This is a genomic window from Providencia sp. PROV223, assembly GCF_028479245.1.
In the GTDB taxonomy this organism is placed as follows: Bacteria; Pseudomonadota; Gammaproteobacteria; order Enterobacterales; family Enterobacteriaceae; genus Providencia; species Providencia rettgeri.
The window spans coordinates 46809-71017 of the sequence record NZ_JAMPNG010000012.1 but is presented as its reverse complement, the minus strand read 5'-3'; the positions used below and the strand labels follow the sequence as shown (position 1 = coordinate 71017).

Annotated in this window: 27 protein-coding genes; 7 read left to right on the top strand and 20 right to left on the bottom strand. The window is 42.5% G+C overall.

From position 1 onward, the window contains the following. Nucleotides 1-4: 4 nt before the first annotated feature. Nucleotides 5-274 carry a flagellar biosynthesis protein FliQ gene (gene fliQ, locus PR767_RS14170; RefSeq protein ID WP_004255630.1) on the top strand — a complete coding sequence of 90 codons (270 nt, stop codon included), beginning with the start codon at nucleotides 5-7 and terminating at the stop codon, nucleotides 272-274. 2 nt (nucleotides 275-276) lie between these two features. Further along, nucleotides 277-1056 (top strand): flagellar biosynthetic protein FliR, encoded by a 780-nt coding sequence (gene fliR / locus PR767_RS14165; RefSeq protein WP_272520476.1) that lies wholly within the window; start codon nucleotides 277-279, stop codon nucleotides 1054-1056. An 885-nt stretch (nucleotides 1057-1941) separates the two neighbouring features. On the opposite strand, the gene flgL is transcribed toward fliR, so the two are convergent. The 11 genes from flgL to flgB all read right to left on the bottom strand — a co-directional run bounded on the left by flgL (nucleotide 1942) and on the right by flgB (nucleotide 12224). Continuing rightward, nucleotides 1942-2877, bottom strand: coding sequence for a flagellar hook-associated protein FlgL (flgL, locus tag PR767_RS14160; protein WP_004909889.1), 936 nt, complete (start codon nucleotides 2875-2877; stop codon nucleotides 1942-1944). 28 nt (nucleotides 2878-2905) lie between these two features. Continuing rightward, a complete protein-coding gene (gene flgK / locus PR767_RS14155) occupies nucleotides 2906-4549 on the bottom strand; it encodes a flagellar hook-associated protein FlgK (RefSeq protein WP_110731852.1) in 1644 nt (547 codons plus the stop codon). A gap of 141 nt (nucleotides 4550-4690) precedes the next feature. Continuing rightward, nucleotides 4691-5671 carry a flagellar assembly peptidoglycan hydrolase FlgJ gene (gene flgJ / locus PR767_RS14150; protein WP_004909883.1) on the bottom strand — a complete coding sequence of 327 codons (981 nt, stop codon included), beginning with the start codon at nucleotides 5669-5671 and terminating at the stop codon, nucleotides 4691-4693. Continuing rightward, nucleotides 5671-6774, bottom strand: a complete 1104-nt coding sequence (locus PR767_RS14145) for a flagellar basal body P-ring protein FlgI (RefSeq protein WP_004909881.1) — start codon at nucleotides 6772-6774, stop codon at nucleotides 5671-5673. The genes flgJ and PR767_RS14145 overlap by 1 nt, the downstream gene beginning before the upstream one ends. Nucleotides 6775-6809: 35 nt before the next feature. Next, on the bottom strand, nucleotides 6810-7592 hold the full coding sequence (locus PR767_RS14140) for a flagellar basal body L-ring protein FlgH (RefSeq protein WP_004909879.1): 783 nt from the start codon (nucleotides 7590-7592) through the stop codon (nucleotides 6810-6812). Nucleotides 7593-7662: 70 nt separating this feature from the next. Then, nucleotides 7663-8445, bottom strand: coding sequence for a flagellar basal-body rod protein FlgG (gene flgG, locus PR767_RS14135; RefSeq protein WP_004909875.1), 783 nt, complete (start codon nucleotides 8443-8445; stop codon nucleotides 7663-7665). A gap of 18 nt (nucleotides 8446-8463) precedes the next feature. Continuing rightward, nucleotides 8464-9219, bottom strand: a complete 756-nt coding sequence (locus PR767_RS14130) for a flagellar basal body rod protein FlgF (protein ID WP_109911160.1) — start codon at nucleotides 9217-9219, stop codon at nucleotides 8464-8466. Nucleotides 9220-9234: 15 nt separating this feature from the next. Continuing rightward, nucleotides 9235-10503, bottom strand: coding sequence for a flagellar hook protein FlgE (flgE, locus tag PR767_RS14125; RefSeq protein ID WP_164528950.1), 1269 nt, complete (start codon nucleotides 10501-10503; stop codon nucleotides 9235-9237). A 27-nt stretch (nucleotides 10504-10530) separates the two neighbouring features. Then, nucleotides 10531-11388: a flagellar hook assembly protein FlgD gene (locus tag PR767_RS14120; protein ID WP_198641273.1), complete on the bottom strand. Its 858-nt coding sequence runs from the start codon at nucleotides 11386-11388 to the stop codon at nucleotides 10531-10533. A 12-nt stretch (nucleotides 11389-11400) separates the two neighbouring features. Then, entirely contained in the window at nucleotides 11401-11805 is a 405-nt protein-coding gene (flgC, locus tag PR767_RS14115; protein WP_004909868.1) for a flagellar basal body rod protein FlgC, read from the bottom strand. A 5-nt stretch (nucleotides 11806-11810) separates the two neighbouring features. Further along, a complete protein-coding gene (flgB, locus tag PR767_RS14110) occupies nucleotides 11811-12224 on the bottom strand; it encodes a flagellar basal body rod protein FlgB (RefSeq protein ID WP_004255669.1) in 414 nt (137 codons plus the stop codon). A gap of 206 nt (nucleotides 12225-12430) precedes the next feature. Here flgB and flgA point away from each other — a divergent pair, with 206 nt between their 5' ends. From flgA to PR767_RS14095, 3 genes are all read left to right on the top strand, one after another. Further along, nucleotides 12431-13099, top strand: a complete 669-nt coding sequence (gene flgA, locus PR767_RS14105; RefSeq protein WP_004909866.1) for a flagellar basal body P-ring formation chaperone FlgA — start codon at nucleotides 12431-12433, stop codon at nucleotides 13097-13099. 369 nt (nucleotides 13100-13468) lie between these two features. Then, complete coding sequence (gene flgM, locus PR767_RS14100) at nucleotides 13469-13771, top strand: flagellar biosynthesis anti-sigma factor FlgM (RefSeq protein WP_004909864.1); 303 nt, start codon at nucleotides 13469-13471, stop codon at nucleotides 13769-13771. Nucleotides 13772-13782: 11 nt separating this feature from the next. Continuing rightward, nucleotides 13783-14223 carry a flagella synthesis protein FlgN gene (locus tag PR767_RS14095; protein WP_110732275.1) on the top strand — a complete coding sequence of 147 codons (441 nt, stop codon included), beginning with the start codon at nucleotides 13783-13785 and terminating at the stop codon, nucleotides 14221-14223. Between the two features lie 174 nt (nucleotides 14224-14397). Here the strand turns inward: PR767_RS14095 and PR767_RS14090 are convergent, their stop codons facing one another. From PR767_RS14090 to flhB, 3 genes are all read right to left on the bottom strand, one after another. Beyond that, complete coding sequence (locus PR767_RS14090) at nucleotides 14398-14589, bottom strand: hypothetical protein (protein ID WP_226537852.1); 192 nt, start codon at nucleotides 14587-14589, stop codon at nucleotides 14398-14400. Nucleotides 14590-14780: 191 nt separating this feature from the next. Next, nucleotides 14781-16880 carry a flagellar biosynthesis protein FlhA gene (gene flhA, locus PR767_RS14085; RefSeq protein ID WP_004909858.1) on the bottom strand — a complete coding sequence of 700 codons (2100 nt, stop codon included), beginning with the start codon at nucleotides 16878-16880 and terminating at the stop codon, nucleotides 14781-14783. Beyond that, a complete protein-coding gene (gene flhB, locus PR767_RS14080) occupies nucleotides 16873-18024 on the bottom strand; it encodes a flagellar biosynthesis protein FlhB (protein WP_272520474.1) in 1152 nt (383 codons plus the stop codon). The genes flhA and flhB overlap by 8 nt, the downstream gene beginning before the upstream one ends. Nucleotides 18025-18188: 164 nt before the next feature. Here flhB and PR767_RS14075 point away from each other — a divergent pair, with 164 nt between their 5' ends. Further along, nucleotides 18189-18449: a CcdB family protein gene (locus tag PR767_RS14075; RefSeq protein ID WP_196719710.1), complete on the top strand. Its 261-nt coding sequence runs from the start codon at nucleotides 18189-18191 to the stop codon at nucleotides 18447-18449. Between the two features lie 15 nt (nucleotides 18450-18464). Continuing rightward, a complete protein-coding gene (locus tag PR767_RS14070) occupies nucleotides 18465-19022 on the top strand; it encodes a hypothetical protein (protein WP_272520473.1) in 558 nt (185 codons plus the stop codon). A gap of 51 nt (nucleotides 19023-19073) precedes the next feature. Here the strand turns inward: PR767_RS14070 and PR767_RS14065 are convergent, their stop codons facing one another. The 6 genes from PR767_RS14065 to PR767_RS14040 all read right to left on the bottom strand — a co-directional run bounded on the left by PR767_RS14065 (nucleotide 19074) and on the right by PR767_RS14040 (nucleotide 24180). Further along, nucleotides 19074-19391 carry a helix-turn-helix transcriptional regulator gene (locus tag PR767_RS14065; RefSeq protein ID WP_249215141.1) on the bottom strand — a complete coding sequence of 106 codons (318 nt, stop codon included), beginning with the start codon at nucleotides 19389-19391 and terminating at the stop codon, nucleotides 19074-19076. Nucleotides 19392-19477: 86 nt separating this feature from the next. Then, a complete protein-coding gene (locus PR767_RS14060; RefSeq protein WP_110731846.1) occupies nucleotides 19478-20116 on the bottom strand; it encodes a protein phosphatase CheZ in 639 nt (212 codons plus the stop codon). A 24-nt stretch (nucleotides 20117-20140) separates the two neighbouring features. Further along, nucleotides 20141-20533, bottom strand: coding sequence for a chemotaxis response regulator CheY (gene cheY / locus PR767_RS14055; RefSeq protein WP_004909843.1), 393 nt, complete (start codon nucleotides 20531-20533; stop codon nucleotides 20141-20143). A gap of 41 nt (nucleotides 20534-20574) precedes the next feature. Then, the gene (locus PR767_RS14050; protein ID WP_004909841.1) at nucleotides 20575-21642 is read right to left on the bottom strand and encodes a protein-glutamate methylesterase/protein-glutamine glutaminase; all 1068 of its coding nucleotides are present in this window, start codon (nucleotides 21640-21642) and stop codon (nucleotides 20575-20577) included. Further along, complete coding sequence (locus PR767_RS14045; RefSeq protein WP_004909839.1) at nucleotides 21642-22478, bottom strand: CheR family methyltransferase; 837 nt, start codon at nucleotides 22476-22478, stop codon at nucleotides 21642-21644. The genes PR767_RS14050 and PR767_RS14045 overlap by 1 nt, the downstream gene beginning before the upstream one ends. 133 nt (nucleotides 22479-22611) lie before the next feature. Next, the gene (locus PR767_RS14040) at nucleotides 22612-24180 is read right to left on the bottom strand and encodes a methyl-accepting chemotaxis protein (RefSeq protein WP_109911154.1); all 1569 of its coding nucleotides are present in this window, start codon (nucleotides 24178-24180) and stop codon (nucleotides 22612-22614) included. Nucleotides 24181-24209 lie beyond the last annotated feature (29 nt).

Sequence of the window (24209 nt, the reverse complement as noted above, 5' to 3'; positions counted from 1 at the left end):
AGTTATGACACCTGAATCAGTGATGGCGATGGGAACTGAGGCGATGAAAATCGCACTGATGCTAGCGGCTCCCTTGTTATTAGCCGCTTTAGCCGCAGGTTTAATTATCAGCTTACTGCAAGCCGCCACACAAGTGAATGAAATGACGCTATCTTTTATCCCTAAAATTTTATCGGTCATTTCTGTGATTATTATTGCAGGGCCCTGGATGCTGAACTTGCTTACCGATTATATGCGGTCATTATTGAGCAATTTACCGTTTATTATTGGCTAACAATGCTAACTATCACCAGCGAAACACTCACATTGTGGTTAAGCCAAGGTTTCTACCCTTTTATACGCCTTTTGGCGCTGCTTGGTACAGCGCCCTTTTTTAATGAAAAACAGGCAATTACCAAAGTTCGCGTCGCATTGGCCTTTTTTGTCGTCTTGATTGTTTCCCCACAACTTCCTGTCGTAAATATTCCCCTATTTTCTGCCATGGGGCTATGGGTGATCGTGCAGCAAATGGTGATTGGTATTGCGATGGGACTCACAATGCAAATGGCGTTTGCTGCCGTGCGTCATGCGGGAGAAGTGATTGGTTTGCAAATGGGGTTATCATTCGCCACCTTTTTTGACCCGACCGGTGGACCTAATATGCCAATTTTAGGGCGCATATTTAACGTCATCACCATTTTATTGTTTCTCGCTTTCGATGGGCACCTGTGGCTTATTTATATTGTGGTCAATTCATTTGAACTTAACCCAATTCAAACCGCACCATTAAATCGCGATGGTTTTTGGGTGTTTGTTCAATTTGCTAACACTATATTTATTAATGGGTTAATGCTAGCACTACCGTTCATTACACTATTTCTCATTCTTAACCTTGCTCTCGGTATTCTAAACCGAATGACCCCACAGCTATCCGTGTTTGTGGTAGGTTTCCCCCTTACATTAACCATCGGTATCAGTATGTTAGGGTTGATTATTTCTATACTTCCCCGCTACACGGAACGGCTTATCCACCAAGCATTTGAGCAGCTATCATTGATGTTTAATTTGTTTGTTTGAGAATAGATAATTAATCAATTAATTAATGATTAATTGATTATCAAAGTAATTTTTCGAATTTGATAATTAAAGTAGCCCAAGAAAAACTGATTTAATTTCCTATTTGTAGTCTATATTAAAAGCAACTAGTATAGTTGTAAATATCACCTATTATTTGATACATTTCTAAACTATCTAATGACAGTCTCAGTAAATACCCAATACTAAACCTAACTAAAATTTAGGTATAAAATTAATTTATTTTCGCAAATAAATTTATATGCCAGTGTCGCTCTGAACATGTCACAATAGCCATTCTCTCACATCATTGACTTCTCATTAATATTTTAATAAGTGTCATTATATTTTGTGTATTGTTTCATTTCTTTAATGAATGTATTTAAATATTGTAATTTATTTATATTTTCATAAAGAGGAAATCAGATGAATGATGTAATGGTAGTTACCCCACATAGTAGTTTCCGTGATAATTTGATATACGATGGAATCGCTCCCACAGCACATGGTAATATTTCGTTAAGTGATGCTGCTAATGTATATTGCATGAAACTCACCCAACCAGTTATTAATATTAGTTACAGTAGAATTTGAGAACACATTTAGCCATATTGCAGCTAAAGGAATAGCTCCTAATAAAACAATAATAGTGAAAACCCATTTAGTATTTACCTTAAAAACTCGCATAAATCTCCTATATCACAAAACACTCAAATGAGAATAATACATATTATCATTTAATTATTAAAGTTTATTGCGTAATAAAACATTAATTCAAATTTTTTACATCAAATCTATAACATATTGTCTAACATAGCATTTTTAAAGCTCAAAAAAACCGCGCTTGGATCACTCCAAAGCGCGGTGAGTAAAAATAATATTAAATAATTAACGGCTGCCGAAAAGTGACATGCTGTTTAAGTCTTTAAAAATACTTTGTGAAGCTTCAAACATCGCTTTTTCTTTATAATAATCTGTAGTGGTGCCAGTCCAGTTGGTTTCTAACAACTCACTTTTACGGGCTGCATTTTGAATAGAGCGCGTGTCAGCTAAAAAGTCTAATTTATCAATTTCCTGTAGCTGTAGACCTTGCTTAGCTTCAATGTTGGAAATTTGATCTAATGCGGACTTGATGGCACTGTTCGCTTCACCCAACTCTGCTTGCGCTTGGTCTAAATCTGCTTGTGGTGCTCCTTGCAATGGTTTTTTCAGTGATTCGATACCCGTGTTCAACGCTTTAAAAATATTGACCACACCATTACTGTCTGTATCAAACACTTGCGCACCGGTGAAATAGGTTGTCATCTCACGGTCACTCGCCACATTCTGCATAATGGCTTTATCACCACCGTGATAGAGCACTTCACCACTAGCATCAATTTCAAATGGCGGTTTATCTGATTTAAAACCCGCAAAAATATACCGACCATTTCCATCTGTCGAGTTACCTAACGCCACTAATTGCTCTTTTAAACCCGTTAGCTGTTCAGCCAAAGTATTGCGGTCTTTATCGCTTAAAGCACCTTGGTTTGATGCCTGAATAATCGTGGTATCGATTTGCGTCGTCACATCCGTCATCTGAGTCAAAATACTCATTTGCAATGTCATTCCCGTTTTCGCAAATCCACGGCTTGCTACATATTGTTGGTTACGGTTTTCTGACTGATTAATCCGCACCGCTTGCGAAGATGCTTGCGGGTCATCAGAAGGCTTGCTTACACGCTTACCAGAAGCTAATTGGCTCCCTGCATCCATCCAACGCGCTTGCGCACTATTCATGTCTTGCAAGCGTTGGTGATAAATCATATTGGTACTTAAACGCATCGCTAAATCCTTATCCTATCGCTAATATTTAGAATGCACGCATCAATGCGTTAAATAAATCATCCACCGTTTTTAGCACTTGCGCATTGGCATTGAAAAACTGTTGGATTTTCTGCATCTGAATACTTTCTTCATTCATATTCACGCCCGAGATAGCTTGTTCTTGCTCATAGAAGCTCTCGGTCATCTTGTTCTGTGTTTCTGAATCAATTTGCGCTTGTTTGGTTTTACTACCCACATCATTAACTAACGTTGCATAGAAATCGGAAAACGTAGAACTACCATCAATCAGTTTTTCGTCTTGTAATTTAACCAGTTCTTTAATGTTTTCATTGTCACCAGGGCCACTGTCTTTGCTTCCCGCTGCCGCAAAATCGGATGCATTGCTGACCAAGGTCTGCATACCGTTGATCACACCACTCACTGGCTTCACCAGAAATGAGTCACCTTTTGACATACCCGTACTATTGCTGATTTTGATTTCTAAACCATCAAATTTCAGTGTCCCTGCCGTATTTGAATCCACAGGTACTTTGGTACCTTCTGGTAAACGTGTGACATTCCATTCACTGCCGTCAAAACGCATCTCGTAGTTATTGCCTGTGACTTTAGACACATCGCTATAACTGAGATCAAAGTCCGCTTTGCCACTATTATGGGTGTTGCTAACGACAGTTCCTTTACCAATTTCAAAGAAGTCTTTGCCCGTGTTGCCGTTGGCATCATAACCTTTGCTATGTACTTCATTAAATTTAGTCGCGAAAACCAATGCTAACTTATTGAGTTTTTGATAAGCCGGGTCCATGACTTCTTGGCGAGAACGCAAGATACCACTGAGTTCCCCACCACGAAATGATTCGTCAGGAATTTCACGGACTTGGCCATTAGCTCCAACAAAGCCAATACTAAAACGGCTATCGTCTTTAGAAGACGGAACCGCTTCCAGACGATTAGCTTTCTCCCCCGTGACTAGTGGTAAACCATTGGCAAAAGTCACGTTATAGTTACCGTTTTGCTCAATAACCTTCACTCCAATTAATGAGTTAATTTCATTGACTAAACGGTCACGCACGTCTAATAAATCGTTTGGCTCTGAACCACTTACTGAACGGATCCGTGAAATTTGCTGGTTTAAGCCGGCAATTTTTTCAGCGTAGATATTGATGTCTTTTACTTTATTTTCTATCTGATGATTGGTATCGCGTTCCATTTCCTGCAGACGACGATCCGCTTCTTTAAACTGGCTTAGTAGTGCATTTGAATTGCCTAAAAAAACGTCAATCAACGTTTTGTCACTTGCATCACTGCTAGCTGCATCTAACGCGGTGAAAAAGCTACCAATATTGCTTGAGATATCTTCAATATCATTAGTAAGCAAATCATCAACTTTATTACAATTCTTAACGTACGCCTCATAGTCACCACTACGTGCGCGGGATTGGCTGTACTGCGCATTGATAAATTCATCAAACTCACGGCGAACATGGCTGAAATAAGTGCCGTTACCAAAATAGCCATTAGGTGTCATCGTACCGGGATTCTCCCCGAAAACAGCACTTTGGCGGTGATAGTAACCCACACCAGCGTTGGCTAAGTTGTTAGAAATAACACTTAACCCGCCTTGTGCAGCGTTCACACCACTGAGCGCATTATTCATTACATTGTTCAGCATAAGCTTTTCCTGTTCTGGGTGCTTATCGCCACCATTGGCTGACACAATGAAAGCGATAGCAACTCAAATTATTTAGAGCATATTTGGTTATCGGAAATTCAGCGTAATTGTTTAGTCCAAACTCCCAATAATTCCGTATTTTTAGAAGATATCGTTCAAATCTATGGTATATGCCTGTACAGCCCTTGAAGCAGAATGACTACCTATTGGTTGATGACCACGTATTTGATTAATCAAAGTAATCAGTTTGTCCGAATAACTCGGGTCTGTGGCATATCCTGCTTGATGTAAACGGCGTGCAGCAATCTCTGGTGTCGGCGCTTTTTTGACGTCTTTATAACGCGGGTTTTCTGTCAATAGATTGATATAATCCGCAATCGCCTCTTCATAAGAGCCATAAACGCGGAAATCATCACGTATTTTGATGGTTTTGCCGTTAATCACTTCTGTTGTCATAATATTCGTAACAGGCCCTTGCCAGTTTTTTCCCGCTTTGATACCAAATAGGTTATGACTGGTTTTTCCATCTGACTTCAGAATTTCTCGCTGACCCCAACCACTTTCTAATGCCGCCTGTGCCAAGACCAGAAAATGTGAAATACCGCTGTCTTGGCTCGCGGCTTTTGCGGGGCCAATTAATCGGCTAATAAAATTGCTGCTGTTAAGCGATAATGCTTTGATTTTTTGGAATGGTGCCGATAGTGCATCGCCCATTGGCGCAAAGTGGCGCATCATTTGTTCCATATTAAATGGTGGTAATGATTGCGCTGTTTTTTCATCTAACGGTAGCAGGCTGTTGGATGTTGGCTCGCTTGAAGTGTGTTGGTCTCGAGTGAGCTGTTGGTACATCATTTCCCCGAAACCTAAACCTTTTTGCGAAAGATCTTGGGCGATTTGCTGGTCATACATACTGGTCAGCATGCGTGTTTGGTCGCTGGAAAATAAGCCATCTTGCGGGAGTGCGTCACGCATACTTTTTAGCATCAATTGAACGAATGTTGCCTCAAGTTGCTGCGTGACATGGCGCAGCCCTTGCTCCGAATTTTTATTCAGTTCACCTTTTAACTGCCCCAGTGACTGTAAATCAAATGCGGCACCTTGCAATAGCTGCATGTCACTCATTAGATGATCTCCAGTTTCGCGCGTAAACAACCTGCGCTTTCCATCGCTTGTAATATCGACATCAAATCGTTTGGTGTTGCACCGAGTGTATTCAGTGCTTGAATAACTTGGTTTAATTGCACACTTGCATTGACTTTTTGCAGCGCCCCACCTTGATCACGCACCCCAACATTGGTATTACGAGTCACTACGGTTTGCCCTCCCGCAAATGGGGTATCCGGTTGGCTAACTTGAGTTTGTCTTTCTACCGTAACCGCTAAACTGCCGTGTGCAACAGCACAGCTATCTAAAGTGACACTGCGGTTAATCACCACAGATCCCGTACGTGAATTGAGAATGACTTTCGCCTCAGCCACTGGCGCACGTACATTCAGTTCCTGTACCCGGGCTAAAAAACGCACTTGGTCACGGTTATTGGCAGGCACCAGTAGTTGTACTGTTCTTGAATCTAACGCCGATGCAGTCCCCATACCGCCCATACGGTTAATTGCATCAGCAATATCTTGTGCCAATGTGAAGCTATCTTCGTTTAATTGCAGGTTAATCGCACCGTTTTGCCCGAAACTGCTCGGTAATTCGCGCTCAATAGTCGCTCCACCTGTAATACGGCCACCATTGAGTTGATTAACCTTAATACTACTCCCACCGCCACTGGCACCCGCACCACCCACTAAGATGTTACCCTGAGCCATTGCATAAATTTGCCCATCTACCCCTTTTAGGGGGGTCATCAGCAGCGTACCACCACGTAAGCTTTTCGCGTTACCCATTGAGGAAACAACAATATCTACGGACTGCCCAGTACGTGCAAAAGGCGGCAATTTCGCGGTGACCATGACCGCTGCCACATTCTTTAATTGCATATTGGTACCCGGCGGAACCGTAATCCCCATTTGTGACAGCATGTTATTCAAGCTTTGTGTGGTAAACGGCGTTTGCATGGTTTGGTCACCTGTCCCATCCAGACCAACGACTAAACCATAGCCAATCAACGCGTTATCTCGTACACCTTGTACGGTAGTTAAATCTTTAATACGCTCACTGTATGCTGAAAAAGCGAAGCAAAAAAATAGTGATAGCAAAATTAATACTTTGTTTTTCATTGAATTATCTCGGCTGTTTTCTCGCTAATGTTTAATTAATAAGGCGAAACATTTAAGAAAAAGCGTTGTAGCCATCCCATGTTTTGCGATTCGTTAATATAGCCGTCGCCCACATATTCAATACGTGCATCAGCGACTTGTGTCGAACTCACATGATTGTCTGAACCAATTGTGCGTGGGTTAACCACTCCCGAGAAACGAATCGACTCAGTACCTTGGTTTATCGCGATACGTTTCTCACCAACCACATGTAAGTTACCGTTCGCCAATAATTGATCTACTGTGACAGTAATAGTGCCTTTAAAGGTGTTGTTGGCATTGGCACCGCCTTTGCCGCTAAAGTCACTGTTACCTTTAATATCTAATTCTGTGTTTTTACCGCCAATCCACCCTTGCATGAAACCCGGTAAGATCGCAGCTAAGAAACCTGTTTTCCCACTACGATTCGCATTCGCAGAGGAATTTTTGCTCGCACTTACGTTTTCTTGCAAATTAATGGTTAAAATATCGCCAACATTACGAGGGCGCCTGTCTTCAAACAACGGTTGATAACCATAATAAGCGGGTTGCGCGCTTTGAAATATCGAGCCATTGGGTGCAGGTGCTGTCGGTGCTGTTGGAATTGCAGTGGTTTGTGTGTCCACTAATGGACGCGATTTGATTTGTGCACAACCGCTGGTAACTAAGACCAAAATGGCAAGTAACCCTGCCTGTTTAGGCGCTATGAAATGCGTTAGCAACGCTGTTTTTTGCTGTTGAGAAATCGTGCCGCTTTCAATCATCATGTTACTCTTTTGCTGCTGTGTACGTTTTATCATCACGAAGAGATCCCTCTCATTGATAACTCATCACTATCGCAATGAGTTATTTTTACGTATTTTTTACCAATTACAATTGCGTTAAGCGCTGTAACATTTGGTCAGAAGCGGATACCGCCTTACTGTTGATTTCATAAGCACGTTGAGTTTGGATCATGTTGACCAACTCTTCTGCCACGTTAACGTTAGAGGTTTCTAACATATGTTGATAAAGTAAACCGGCGCCGTTAGTACCTGGTGCGCTCTCATTTGGTGCACCAGAACTGGCCGTTTCCATATACAGGTTTTCACCCATACTTTCCAAACCGGCGTCATTGATGAAGGTGGTTAATGTTATTTGGCCAATTTGCTGTGGTTGGTTATCGCCATATACAGTGATAGTCACGGTACCATCGCGCGCAATTGACAAGCTATTCGCGTTATCGGGGATCATAATCGCAGGAACGATTTGATAACCACTTGAGGTCACTAACTGGCCATCTTGGTTTGGCTGTAATGCCCCATCACGAGTATAAGCATCTGTACCATCCGGCATTTGCACATGTAAAAAACCTTGCCCTCTGATAGCGATATCGTTGGTATTTCCCGTTTTATTTAATGCGCCTTGCGCATGAATACGCATTGTGGCAACAGGGCGTGAACCTGTACCCATTTGTAAACCAGATGGTAACGAAGTTTGTTCTGAACTCATGGCACCCGGCTGGCGAATATTTTGGTACATTAAATCTTCAAAAACAGCACGTTGGCGCTTAAAACCATTCGTACTAACGTTGGCTAAGTTATTGGAAATAACATCAAGGTTAGTTTGTTGAGCATCAAGCCCTGTTTTGGCAATCCATAATGAGCGGATCATAATAATTCCTTTGTGAAATTAGCTAACAGCGAGCAATTGGTTCGCCCGTTGTGCATTTTCATCAGCACTGCGGACAACTTTCATTTGCATTTCAAAGTGCCTTGCATTAGCAATCATAGAAACCATCGCTTCCGCGGCATTGACATTACTGCCTTCAATGACTCCCGCGGTGACAATTCCTCGTTCACTTTGTGGCAAAGCATTGCCATTTGCCGCTTGCCCTTGTGGTGATAAATGGAACAAACCATCTTCGCCACGGATCAAGTCTTGCGGTTGCGCTTCAACCACTTTCAAACGCCCGATTTGCCCTAACATCGTTGGCGGGTCAGTGGCTAAAAGTGCGGTAACTGTCCCGTCTGCACCAATGGTTAATTCTGCATTTGGCGGAACGTTAATCGGCCCACCATCACCTTGTAAGCGGCGCTCGCCAATGACAAGTTCACCTTCGCTAGACACTTGGATGTTGCCGTTACGGGTATAAGCCTCTGTGCCATCGGCTAACTCAACAGCCAAAAAATGCTTATCGTTTAACGCAACATCGGTTTGTTTACCCGTATAATTGAGTGGCCCTTGGCTCATATCAGCACCAGGAGTCGATGCCACCACCAGCGTTCTGGTTTGCTCGCTGTCACCATTTATTGGAACGGCACGCATTGCGGACAATTGCGCTTTAAAGCCTGCAGTTGACACATTGGCAATGTTATTTGAAACAATCGCTTGGTTTTCCAGCGCATGACGCGCTCCCCCCATCGCGGTATAAATGACGTGATCCATGGCCACCCTCTTGTTTTATCGTAAGTTAACCAGCGTCTGTAACATCTGATCTTGTGTTTTTATGGTTTGCGCGTTTGATTGGTAATTACGCTGCATCACAATCATGCTGATTAACTCTTGGCTCATATCGACGTTAGAAGATTCCAATGCACCACTGGTTAATTTACCAAACTGGCCGACACCCGGAACACCGTCCATTGGGTTACCAGAGGCATTAGAAGAGGCCCAAACGTTGCCACCTTGGGATACCAGACCATTTGGGTTTGCGAACGCAGATAACGCCACTTGGCCAACCACACGTTTTTGTTGGTTAGAATAGTTAGCGGTAATCAAACCGTTATCTTCAATTTTAAAGGTGGTGTATTCACCAGCAGGATAACCATTCACATCAATCGCACTGACGGAAGATTCGCTGACTTTTTGTTGACGAGTTTTCCCTAAATCAACTTTTAAGGTGCCATCATTTGCACCATTTAGCCCTTTGTATGCAAAATCAAACGTTGTTTCTATTGGCGTTACAACAGGCTCATCACCTGGATTCGGGCCCGGTGTTACCGTTTCTGTCACCAATTTTCCGTTACCATCAAATGACATATCCCCCAGCTTAGTTGCTGCTGTGTCATTCGCATCTTTAGCGTAAGCCGTCCACTTGTTGTCCGCTGTTTTTACAAAATAAACAGAGATTTCATGCGTGTTACCTTGGCTATCATACGCCGTCATGGTTGTACTGAAATTATAAGTCGCGGAATCATCAGGGTTATCAACATCGAAAGCTTTATCTTTGATTTTGTCTTCTGAATTCAAATTAATGGTTAATTTCGCTAACTCCGATGCTTTTGCATCCATCATATCCGTTGGGATATTCAAGCCCTCAGGTACACCACCACTTTGAATGGTAACATTGCCTTTTTCGTCGACACTCGCAGGATAGCCTGTGACCACCATACCTTGGTTATTCACTAGGTTACCGCTTTTATCCCGTAAGAATTGGCCATCTCGGCTGTAATAAGTATCACCGTTTTGGTCTTGTACACGGAAAAAGCCATTTCCGGAGATAGCAACATCTGTCGCTCTATCAGTACGCGTGATTGGGCCATCTTTAAAATTTTGTGTCACCGCGGCCACATTAACACCGAGACCAACACCTGAACCTGCAAACATATCTGCAAATGAGGTTGTCGCTCCTTTAAAACCATTTGTTGCGGAGTTGGCAATATTATTACCAATTGAATCAAGCCCCGCTGAGGCTGCATTTAAGCCACTGACTGCTTGTGAAAAAGACATATTTTCTCCATGAGTATTGGGGGTAAATTAAGAAGATGGATAAACCTTGAAAATGCTGCTCAGCGGGACACTTTGCCCAATGCCAACATCAAGTAATGGTGCGTCAGCCCCTGGAGTCACACCGTTAACACGGGTATACCCCAGTTTGGTGACTTCGATTTCAGCCCCCGAACTGACGGCTTTCACATCAAAGTAATATTTTCCTGTTGTATCTGTGACTAAGTTTCCGTTGTTATCACGACCATCCCACGCCATATCATAGATATCGGGTTTAACTTCCGTATCATAGGTAATGGTTCGCACAACCATTCGGTTTTTATCACGAATAGTAATTTCAACTTTGTCTGCCAATTTCGGTAAAAAGAAACCAAACGGCGAAGAAATATATTCAGATTGCGGCTCTTCACCGCCTTCTTCACCTTCAATAGCCTCTTTATTACTCAGTCCAAATGTTGAAGGACTATCTGGGCTGATACCTTCATCAGGAAGCGGGTTTGATGGCTTAGTCACATTGCTGTCTTCACCTGTGCTCTCTTTCTTGAGCGGCGCTAAGATGATTTCATTGCGCGGAATAAGCACACCCTTACCAACCAGCTGAGTGGCTTGTAATGACTGACCTGAACCAATTTGTTGGGAAATACCACTCACGCTATCGCTGAGTTTATTCATACTTTCAAGCGTGGCAATTTGCGCCAATTGGCTGGTTAAGTCCGTGTTTTCCATTGGCTTGGTTGGGTCTTGGTTTTGCATTTGCGTGACAATCATTTTTAAAAAAGTGTCACGCATATCGTCACTTTGACTTTTCTTTGGCACATTACTCGCAGCCGGCTCAGGGCCAGCTGTCGTATTATCCAAAGGGTCGTACATTGTGGCTGCAATTCCCATGAAAACGCTCCCTTACTGGCCTATTGTTAGTGTCTTTTGCAGCAAGGTTTTTGCTGTATTCATCACTTCTAAATTGGCTTGATAGCTACGGGAAGCTGAAATGGTGTTGATCATTTCACCGACCATGTCGACATTTGGCATTTGCACATAGCCTTTTTCATTCGCTGACGGGTGGCCGGGCTTATATTCCATACGAGGTGGCGTAGGGTCTTCTATCAACTCGCTCACACGTACACCACCTACTTCATGGCGCCCTTGTGGTGCCATTTGAAAAACCACTTGTTTTGCACGGTATGGTTGGCCATCAGGCCCTGCTATACTTTCTGCATTGGCCATATTGCTCGCACTGACATTCAAGCGTTGAGATTGCGCGGTCAATGCTGATGCAGAGATATCAAAAATACTCAGTAAAGCCATGAAGATTACCCTTGCTGTAAGACAGCCAACATACTTTTGACGCGGCTATTGATGAATGTAAGGTCGGCCTGATATTTCAGAGTGTTATCTGCGAATTGGCTACGTTCAATGTCCATATCTACCGTATTACCATCCATTGAGGTTTGGTAAGGAACTCGATATTTCAGGTCAATATTGGGGGCTTTGCCTCCTCGCCCTTCGATATGCCCTTTCGAAGTGACAGCAAGAGTCACACCTTTTCCCCCTACCACACCTTTATCCATGGCTTGTTGAAGTTGACGATTAAAGTCAATATCACGTGCTTGGTAGCCGGGTGTATCGGCATTAGCAATGTTTGAAGCTAATACGGTCTGCCTTGCTTCGCGTATTGACAAAGCCTGTTGCTGGAAAGCAAACGTGGCGTTTAATTTATCAATCATAGTGGCCCTCAATGGAGATAACGCGATCCCTGATTTGAACGTTCGCGAGTAAAAATTAAAATTCGACCTGCATATCTTAGCGGCCTACGAAAAATTCTAATGGCGAGATAAAGGCAAAATAATTGACCTATTTGGCTCATTCGTTATTTCAGAGCTGCGTAAACTGCAATCGTGAAAAAGTTTGCTTGCTGGGGGAGATAAAAGGGATGTATTACGCTAAAAAATTGCCATTATACTTGGTAATCAGCTTATTAGGGCTTACTCCAACGCTTTCTCAAGCGTCGTTACCTCAAGACATTAACCAATACTTTCGACAAATTCATGGGAAAGGCAAGCAAGTTTCAATTGAGATTAAAACACCGATTGAGCGTTGGCCGACTTGTGAAAACCCCCAGCTCAACCCCCCAGTTGGTGGGCGCAATATGGGTAATGTTTCCCTACCGATACAATGTGGTAAGAAAAAGCAGTTTATTCAGCTTACCGTGAATGTGACAGGTCAGTATTACGTGGCAACACGTAATATAAATAGAGGGGAATCCATACAATTTGTCGATATCGGTACCAAGAAGGGCTTATTACATAAACTCCCCGCAGGTGCAAGCACCGATAAAATCGCGCTACGTGGTGCGATAGCCCTGCGTAATATTCCTGCCGGGCAAACATTCACAAAATCAATGACAAGACAGCCTTGGGCAATAAAAGCGGGACAAACGGTATTTGTGTTCGCCAATGGTGATAATTTTTCAGTGAAATATGAAGGTCGTGCCATTAATAATGCCACTGCCGGCCAAAATACCCGAGTACGCTTGTTAAATGGGCAAGTGGTGAATGGGGAAGCGTTAGAAAATGGCAGTGTCCAAGTGGTATTGAGGTAAAGATAACCCCATTGATACGCTAAATAATTCGAGTTACAGCTAAGCGACAAGTGAAGATAGACCAATGAGCATACATGAGTCTATGATTCGGCTAGCTGAGTGCAGTCAACAACGCCGCAACTTGTAGTAATACGAGTATATACGCTAAATAATTCGAGTTGCAGCTAGGCGACAAGTGAAGATAGACCGATGAGCATACATGAGTATGTGATTCGGCTAGCTGAGTGCAGTCAACAACGCTGCAACTTGAAGTATGACGAGTATAGCTGGTGAATGATGCAATATTTTGTAACACTATAGACACTAAAGATTCATCAATATAAGCCGATAACTGACATATGACAAAAATCGGGAATAGGAAAATACATTATGGCTATTGAGCAAACATCTGCAATTTCTGCGCTGACTCAGGTGACAAACCGCGACCCACAAGATGCGGCTGCCCCGATGCGCGACAAAAAAGTGTCCAGCAATGAAGTCGTTCAAGAGAGTTCTTTTGCGCCAAGTGAGTTACAAAAAAAATTATTGCAACCTCAAGCTAGCGATATTAACAGTGCTAAAGTTGAGCAAATCAAACAAGCTATCAAAGATGGCACCTTAAAAATGGACGCTGAAAAAATTGCCGATGGCATTTTACGTGATGCCCATGAATGCATGTTATCAATGAAATAAAAATAGCCATCATGACTGACGAATTACTGATATTACTAGAGCAACAACTCTCTCACTTGCAATCATTACAGATAGTAATGAAAAATGAAGAGTTATTATTAGGTTATCACCGTGTGCCACCTTCGCCTTTCCAAGAAACCACTGAACAAAAACGGTTTCTGGTTGCCGCAATTGGTCATGGTGAAACAAACCGCTTGGCATTAGAAGCACAAGCGGAGGTTAGTGCACCTTATGAGAACAATGACGCACTAGCTGGGGTATGGGAAGCCATTAAAACCTTAACCACCAACCTAAAAGAGCTGAATTATCGTAATCACCAGATGCTGCAATTGCATATTGAGCTAAATGCTCAGCGCCTAAACTTTGTGAAAAAGCATAATAACCAGTCTACTTATGGTGCTGATGGCTTAGAGTCAAAGCGCCCTGTATTAGGTAAGAAAATTTCAATTTAAGGTTGTTTTGTATTTTTAAACTAAAAAGGATTACCCTTTCATGTACTAGATAATAAACACCTTTTCATCAATTAGTTTGAGTAGCCTTAATGCTGCACCATTTGGTTTAATCTCCCCTCTTTCCCATTTAGAAACACTTTCCTTGGTCATATTTAATATCGAAGCGAGAGAAGATTAAGAAATATTATTTTGCTCACAAATACGTTTAATGTCTTCTCCTGTCATAGACTTAGGGTTGGTGAATTTTTTCTTAAGCTCTTGTGTTTTTATCCGCGCCTCGATACGGCGAGCCGCGGTGCCATCAGCACCACCAATTGCTTTCATTTCTTGAGCAAATTTCAGTAACTCATTTATTTTATTATTCATAATGAATCCCCACCAACAGGTTAGCTTCAACTCACTATAATTTTTACTATAGTAAAAATTATCATGGTTAAGGAAGAAAATATGCTAATTAAGCAAAGTCTTGGAATAAAAAAAGAGGAAAATTACCGTATCCTATTGGCAATTTTCCTCTTTTTAATACTGTAGCTAAATGGCAAATAATACCGATAGAATTAACTGCCGCTGATCATTGACGTCATTCTGATCTTACGGTGGTCAGTCATTTCTAAATTCGACATGACCACTAGCTGTGGCAGGCTGCGCCGCAAGAAACGCGACAAAATTAGGCGTAAGCCATGGTTAACTAATAATACCGTTGGGGCTCCCATCGCCTCTTGGTGTGCCACGGCTTGCTCTGCTTGGGTTTGAATAAACTGCGCCAAGTTTGGCTCTAAACCACCGCCATTTTTAGCGGCTTGCAGTAAGATCTGTTCAAGACTAGCTTCTAAACCAATAACTTGAATTTCTTCTGCATTACCAAACCATTGCTGGGTGATAGCCCGACCTAACGCAATTCTCACTTGTGACGTCAGGTAATCCGTATCTTTATTCTCACCATTTTCCCCCGCCATTTCAGCTAAGGTTTCAATGATGGTACGCATATCGCGGATTACCACATCTTCCATTAATAAATTTTGTAGTACACGGTGCAAAATGGTTAACGAAATGGTATCTGGGATCAGGTCATCTGCCAATTTTGGCATCTCTTTTTTCACACGATCATACAACATTTGTGCTTCTTGGCGGCCAAATAAGGTGCTGGAGTTTTGCAACAAAATTTGATTAAAATGAGTTGCCACTGCGGTACTCGCAGATACCACCGTATACCCTTGTATTTGCGCTTGCTCACGTAAATCATCATCAATCCAGATTGCAGGTAAACCAAATGCAGGCTCTTTGGTGACGTCGCCTTGTAACGACCCGGCGGCATTACCTGGGTCAATAGCCAGGCTACGACCAGGCTGTGCTTCTCCCCGCCCAACTTCTGCACCTTTGATCAGAATTCGATATTCACAGGGGGAAAGCGCCAAGTTATCGCAAATATGTACGACAGGTGGTAAATACCCCACTTCTTGAGCAAATTTCTTACGTAAACCACGCAGTCGCCCTAATAATTCACCTTGCTGGTCATTATCAACTAAGGGAATCAACCGATACCCCACTTCCATCGCCAACAAATCTTCTAGTTGCACGTCATCCCACGTGGCTTCAACCACTTTATTTGCTTCTTGGAAATGCTGCGATTGGCTATTATCTCCCGTGGCACTTTCGGGTTGTTGCGATTTACGCACTAAATACCAACCAAGGGCGGCCAGTGCTGCAGTAAATAGCAAGAAAACAAAGTTAGGCATACCCGGAATCAAACCGATTAGGCCTAAAACGCCTGCGCTCAACCACATCACTCGCGGGTTATTAAATAGCTGGGTGACCATCTGCTCACCCACATCTTCATCGGTTGCCACTCGAGTGACAATAACCCCAGCAGCCGTTGAAATAATCAAAGCAGGAATTTGCGCCACAAGGCCATCACCGATGGTCAGCAAGGTATACGCACTTGTCGCCTCACCCAATGACATATTGTGTTGACCAACACCGATAATTAATCCGCCAACCACGTTGATCACCATAATCATGATCCCCGCAATCGCATCCCCACGCACGAACTTACTCGCACCATCCATTGAACCGTAAAAATCCGCTTCTTGAGTCACTTCCGCACGGCGTTTTTTCGCTTCATCATCCGTAATGATACCTGCGTTCAAGTCGGCATCGATGGCCATCTGTTTACCCGGCATACCATCTAACACAAAGCGAGCGCCCACTTCCGCAATACGCCCTGCTCCCTTAGTGATAACCATAAAGTTAATCAGTACAAGAATAATGAACACCACAATACCGATGGCAAAGTTACCGCCCACCAAAAAGTGACCAAAAGCTTCGACAACTCGTCCAGCTGCATCTGGCCCTGTATGGCCATCTAACAAAATAATTCGCGTTGAGGCGATATTCAAAGAAAGGCGCAATAAGGTTGCAAATAGCAAAATGGTTGGAAATGCAGCAAAGTCTAATGTGCGCTTAGTGAACATCGCCACTAATAGCACCATAATAGAAAGTGCAATATTGAAGGTAAACAGTAAATCCAATAAAAATGCCGGCAATGGCAGTACCATCATCGACAAAATCAATAAGATAAGAACCGGTCCAGCAAGTATTTGCCACTGCGTTCCCTGTAAATTTTTCGGCAATTTTAATAATGAAGCCAAATTAGCCATCGCGATTGTTATCTCCAGCAAAGTCCAGCGTCGGTGGCACTGGCAAATTTTTCGGTTTTTTTGGTCTGAGTCCACCTTCACGGCGCCAGCGGCGCAATTGGTAAACCCATGCTAAAACTTCTGCAACCGCCGCATATAAGGCAACAGGAATGCTTTGGCCTATCTCCGCATGGCGATATAGCGCACGAGCAAGCGGCGGTGCTTCTAACTGTAATATTCGGTGCTCTTCACCAATTTCCTTGATGCGCTGAGCCAATACGCCCGCACCTTTCGCTAATACTTTTGGCGCCCCCATTTTTTTGTCGTCATATTTAAGGGCAACCGCATAGTGTGTCGGGTTAGTGACGATGACATCCGCACTTGGGACATCCGCCATCATTCGGTTACGCGCAATCGCACGCTGTTGTTGGCGAATTTTGGCTTTAATCTGCGGGTCACCCTCTTGCTGCTTGAATTCATCTTTAATTTCCTGACGACTCATGCGCAATTTTTTTAAATGGGAGCGAAACTGATAGAAAACATCAAAAGCCACCATCGGGATCAGCAAAAACACAATTAAATACCCGGCAAAAATGACTTTCTGTAGTGCATTACTTAGCGCCGTAACCGGTGATTCCATCACTAAATGCAGTAATGATGGCCAACTTTGCCAAAGAAAAATAAACGCCCCTAAACCCACAAATAACGATTTTAAAATTGCTTTAAATAACTCAGATAACGCATTCATCGAAAAAATACGCTTTAGCCCTTTGATTGGATTTAACTTTTTCAAATCAAATTTAATCAACTTGCTATTAAAAACGAGCCCACCCACTAACGATGACGCAGAAATCCCCACCAAAGCTAACCCACCAATCACGGGTAATAAGGCAAATAAAGCCTCACTGACAACACGTCCTAAATAGCTGATCATCAAGCCTGTGTTTTGTAAGTAATGACCATCAAAAATAAAACCCTGACGAGCTATTTGCCGCAGTTGTGCCGCCAAATGTCCGCCACTTAACCATAGCAAGCTCACGCCAGCTAACATCATCATTAGCGAACTCAATTCTTTTGAACGAACGATTTGCCCATCATCTTTGGCTTTTTGCTTTTTATGGGGGGTGGGCTCTTCTGTTTTTTCTACATCACTCTCGTTGGACACCGTGATTCCAAAATTTAATGAAAATACGAGTTATCGCTATAGCATGACAGAGTGTAAAAAAATCAATGGTGGAAAATAGACGTAGTTCAAGGGGGTTATTTGGCTATTGAGCAATAAGCATGCTTAATTTCACATGCCTGAACACGTGTAATTAAGGAGATACCATGAGTACAATGGCTCAAAGCATGAAAAAAAACGCCAGTGTCACTATCGCGCCTGAACTTTATGAGCAAGCAAGGCTTGTTAAAAAAACATTACCTGTACGCCTAAATCCACAATTATCAATCAACGGGCAGGTTTTCATTTTAATGACTCATCAAATGGCTTGCGTCCCTCATTCATTATTAGGGAAAAAAATCGTTGACTTAAGTTGCCAACGAGACACCATTAAGCACGCAATCGACTTACTTATTAATGGCTTTTAACAATAAAGGGTTATTATGGATACTTGCCACCTTGTTGCCCCAGATATTTCCTTAGAAGATGCCCCCAAACATGCCCAGCGCATGCTTGACTGGCTAAAAGAACAAGGCATTATTGACCCACATTTCCAAGGCGTTGAATATGGTGAAGTCATTTATCGCCCTACACCCGCTCACAAAGAACCCATTTTGTACGTCATTAATGATGAAATCGTCCCAACCCAACTCCCGGAAGATATGCTAAAAAATTACATGTCTATCGTAACTGAACACACGGTTTTTCACGCAGGTGGCAATGGCCTCGGTATTTACTGCCCACAATGTGCCAGTGAACAAAGCGAACAGAGCCATGCATGGAGCGATACGGTATCTGATTGGTATGAGGGAAAACCAGAAAACCTCGCTTGTTTTTGTTGCGATTTTCATGGTCCACTTAATGCGTGGCAATTTGATCCGCAATGGGCATTCGGTAATTTAGGTTTTAGTTTTCATAATTGGGATGTCCGCGATGATTTTATTGAGCTATTTGCACAAATACTTGGCAGTAAGATCATCGCAGTCTATCAACATGATTAGCGATTAAATACTCACCTGAATACATATAGATTTACTTATACACTATATAATTCAGGGCGTAGAAGGAAAATCCAAGGTAAGGCGCAAGCCAACCGCTTCCGCATATTTTAATAATGTGCCTAATTTCGGGTCGAATTGCGCTTTTTCCAAACGCGACACGTTTTGCTTTTGAGTTTGCATTTTTTCTGCAATTTGCATCTGGGTTAAGTTATTGGCTAAACGCGCTTTTTTAAGTTGATTGATTAACGCTTGCCTCATTTGTAATTCTGAAGAGCACTCATCAACATCCCCGTTATTTTCTTGAACGATATCAGCTTGTTCTTTTTGTTCTTTAATCACGAAAGTAGAAATTAAATCGTTATTTATCATTGCAATCCCTTCCTTGTAACGCAAGTACAATAAAACTACCCTAATCCTATGTAATTAGAGTAGTTTAATTAAAAAAATGTCGGTAATTAGAAACCTAGCTCATCAAGTAAATCATCAACCTGAGACTGTGATGCCATGACATTAACGCCTTCTTTATTGATTTGCGGGCCATTGAGCAAACTTTCGTTTTGCGTTTTCGCACGCATTTCAGGTGGCGTATTTTCCATTAATAATGCAAGCAGTTGTTTTTCAGCTTCTTCAACCACTTCCATCATTTTTTTGATGACTTGTCCTGTTAAATCTTGGAAATCTTGTGCCATCATGATTTCCAACAACTCTGCTTTAGTCGTTTCGCTGTCTTGGATCACCTGTCCTAAAAAGGCTTCTGTTGACTCACGCAATTGTGCAGGAACCGCATCTCCAGCGGTTTCTTGCCACTGCTGTTGCAGCACCTGCGCATTTTTATTCATTTCCACTTGCAGTGGTTTGATGACATCAATGCCATTTAAGGTTTTTTCTGCCGCTTGCGCCGTCATTTGTGCGATATAACGCAGCCTGTCTTTTCCGTCTGGAATACTCGCCACGGCTTGTTGAACGCTTTTTTCTAGGCCCAATTCGCGCATACTTTCACGCAGGGTTCTCATTAGCGTACCAATGCGTGTAATGACTTGTTTTAAATCATCATTACCATTGCGAATACCTTCCATACCCACTTGTTCAGTCATGAAAATCTCCTTTGGCACGCACTGTTATTGCAGACCCATTTTTTCGAATACTTTATTCAATTTTTCTTCTAAAATAGCGGCAGTGAACGGCTTAACTACGTAACCACTCGCACCCGCTTGTGCAGCCGCAATAATATTTTCTTTTTTCGCTTCAGCCGTCACCATCAAAACTGGGATGTGCTTTAATGCATCATCACCGCGAATAGTTTTGAGCAGTTCTAAACCATCCATATTTGGCATATTCCAATCGGCAACCACAAAATCGATGCTGCCTGCACGAATTTTCTCTAAGGCATCAACACCGTCTTCCGCTTCTTCTATTTTATTAAATCCGAGCTCTTTTAATAAGTTACGGACGATGCGGCGCATAGTAGAAAAATCATCAACAACCAAAAAACTGAGATCTTTAGCGGCCATAACCACTCCTTCAAAATACAATTGTGAATTCCTGCCCCGGGTTAAACCGTGACAGAAGAAAGTCTTGCTAAAACACTTGGGGCAATCTTGAGAATATCTTGCACTTCATCCGCAGCTCCCATTTCAATCGCAGCACGCGGCATACCAAATACCACACAACTACTTTCGTTTTGTGCGTAAGTGATTGCCCCCTGCTTACGTAAATTTAATAGTCCTTTCGCTCCATCCATCCCCATTCCCGTCAATAAAATACCAATGCATTTTCGCCCAACACATTGAGCTACTGAATCGAACAACACATCAACAGAAGGACGGTGCCGGTTAACAGGTTCGCTTTGCTGTAAAATGACTTGAAATCCCTTGCCTTTATCGGCAATCAACATATGCGAATCGCCTGGTGCGATATATGCATGGCCTTTTTGTAATAGCTCGTTGTGTTCAGCTTCTTTTACGGTCAATACACACAGCTTATTTAAGCGATCAGCAAAAGAACGCGTAAAACCCGCAGGCATATGCTGAGTGATCACGACAGGTGGGCATTCATGAGGTAACATTTCTAGAAATTGACGTATCGCCTCTGTTCCACCTGTCGATGCGCCAACCGCAATCACACGGCTGTTACAAACATAGGGAGAGAGCGCTTTGGCTTGAGAAACTGGCTCACTGACCTTTTTGTCCGGACGAGCAAAACGGCTGCGCTGAGTAATTTTTGACATAGCTGCTGCGCGAATTTTTTCACCAATAATATCGCGATAACTCATCATGGTTTCACGAATACCAATTTGCGGTTTCGTGACAAAATCCACAGCACCTAATTCCAGCGCCTTTAATGTCACTTCAGAACCTTTCGACGTTAATGTTGAAACCATGACCACAGGCATTGGGTGTAAGCGCATTAATTTCTCTAAGAAATCAATACCATCCATTCGTGGCATTTCCACATCTAACGTAATCACATCCGGCTCATATTGCTTGATTAAATCACGAGCAACATAAGGGTCTGGTGCGGTATCAACCACTATCATGTCATCATGGCTATTAATAATTTCGCGCATTAATTGGCGCATCAGTGCTGAGTCATCCACACATAGCACTTTAATTTTTTTCATTACCCCCTCCTCGCCGCTTGCAAGCTGTAGACGGTTTGCCCTTTAATAACGAAACTTTGTGATAACTGCGATAAATTTTCAGAATGCCCAATAAATAACAAACCATCTGGCTTAAGCAATGGAGCAAAACGCTCCAGCATTTTTATCTGCATCTCTTTATCAAAATAAATCATGACGTTACGACAAAAAATCGCATCAAATCGATGTTGCATTTGCCAATCATGGTCACTCAAATTTAAATAACGAAATTCAATCATTTGGCGTAATGCTGGCTTGACTCGCGCATAGCCATCAAACTCGCCAACGCCTTTCATAAAATAGCGTTGTCTCTGTAATGCCGTTAAAGACTTCAGCTCTTCTATGCGATACACGCCTTGTTTCGCTTTTTCTAGCACTTCCGTGTCAATGTCACTGGCAATGACTTTGGCATTAATTGCGTTTGGCCCAAGCACATCACTCAATGTCATGGCTATCGAATATGGCTCTTCTCCTGTTGAAGATGCAGCGCACCAAATATTAATCGCGCTATTTTTACGTGTGCGAACAAAGTCTGCTAGCGTCACAAAGTGGTGCGGTTCACGAAAAAATGCGGTTAAATTTGTCGTCAGAGCATTCACGAAAGCTTGCCATTCTGCATGGTGAGGCTCACGCTCTAACATCCGTAAATAATCGGAAAAATTGTCGATATTACAATCACGCAACCGCTTTAACAGCCGGTTATAGACCATATTTTTTTTATTCATGGTGAGGACAATGCCTGATTTTTTATGAATAAATCGACAAACCCGACCAAACTCATCATCAGTCAGTGGTTCTACCTGTGGTACAAAAAGCATCGTACTTGTCGTCCTATTCAATAAAAACCCAGAGGCAGCCAGTTATTTGGCTGCCTTTTAGGATGGATAACCTAAGAAAAAATAACCAGTTACGATTATCCACCGAAAACTCAAAAACGAGTTTTCACAACACTTAACGCCGATTACGATTTAATTGACTTTCAGGTAATTCAAAGAATGCAACCGTATCAACTAAGTTGTTCGCTTGATCTTCTAGCGCTGCCGTCGCACTGGTCGATTGCTCAACTAACGCCGCATTTTGTTGTGTGACTAAGTCCATTTGGCTTACTGCTGTTGCGACTTGCTCAATACCACGGCTTTGCTCATTGGATGCAGAGGCAATATTACCCATTAATTCAGTAACTTGGTTAACTGCAGCAACCAATTCACTCATAGTTGCACCTGCTTCATTAACTAATTGAGAACCTTGGCTGACTCTGCCAACAGATTCATCAATCAAGGTTTTAATTTCTTTTGCCGCTTCCGCACTACGCTGAGCTAATGCTCTAACCTCACCAGCAACCACAGAGAAACCGCGCCCCTGTTCACCCGCTCGAGCAGCTTCAACAGCAGCATTCAATGCTAAAATATTGGTTTGGAAGGCGATGCCATCAATCACACTAATAATGGCACTGATTTTTTGTGAGCTATTGGAAATGGAAGTCATGGTATCAATCACGTCTTCGGTGATCTCTCCACCTTTCGTTGCGGTTTTCGATGCGCTAACAGCAAGTTCACTGGCTTGGCGCGCGTTATCCGCATTCTGCTTAACCGTAGCGGTTAACTCTTCCATACTGGCTGCGGTTTCTTCAAGTGATGCCGCTTGCTGTTCAGTACGTGAAGATAAATTATTATTTCCTAACGCGATTTCACGGATACCAGTGTACATTTGGTCCGTATTTGAACGTAGCGCTGTTACTGAAGTCGCTAGAGACTCCTGCATGTCTTTTAACTTACCAAACACTTCACCAATTTCATCACGGGTAGTGACTTCAATTTTCTGATTGAGTTTACCATCAGCCACTAATGCAAAGTGCTCTCCCATACTTTTCAATGGGTTAATCACTTTACGTTTCATCCAGTAGTTAACAAAAACAATAACGGCAAGGATAATAACAATCACTGAAGCGAATGAACTCCACGCAAACGTGTTATACATTCTTGCTGCTGCAAGAGATTCATCATTTTCAGCATTCAGTAATTCAAGGTATTCCTCGACAACTTGCTCCAACTGATCCTGGTTTTCTTGGGCAGGAAGTTCAATATAGGCTGCAATATCTTTATTATCTAAATGTGTTTTTAATGCTTTGAGTGTCAATACAAAGGCTTGATACCGAGCCTCAAGAGCGGCGAGATTTTCTTTCTCACTCAAAAGAGGCTGGTTTTTAAACGTGGTGTAATCTTTCTCAGCTTCTTCGAGTAATTTATCAAAAGTTACTCTCGTTTCTTCAATCAACGGTTCGTTACCACCCACTTTATGCAGCAAAGCAATTTGCGTTAAGCTGTTGCGTGCTTGCATTAGGTGTTTACTGGTTTCTTCAAGCATCGCTCGCTTATCAGACCCCAAATCAATACGCTCTAAAGATTTTAATTCACTTACAACAATCCCGACAGAAACCCCGCTAGACACAATCTGCATCCCACAAAATAAAATGAGAAGTAGATACAAACTCACCGAAATTCGGATATTTTTACCAAACATAGAAATCCCCACTTGTGCCAGCTAAGAGA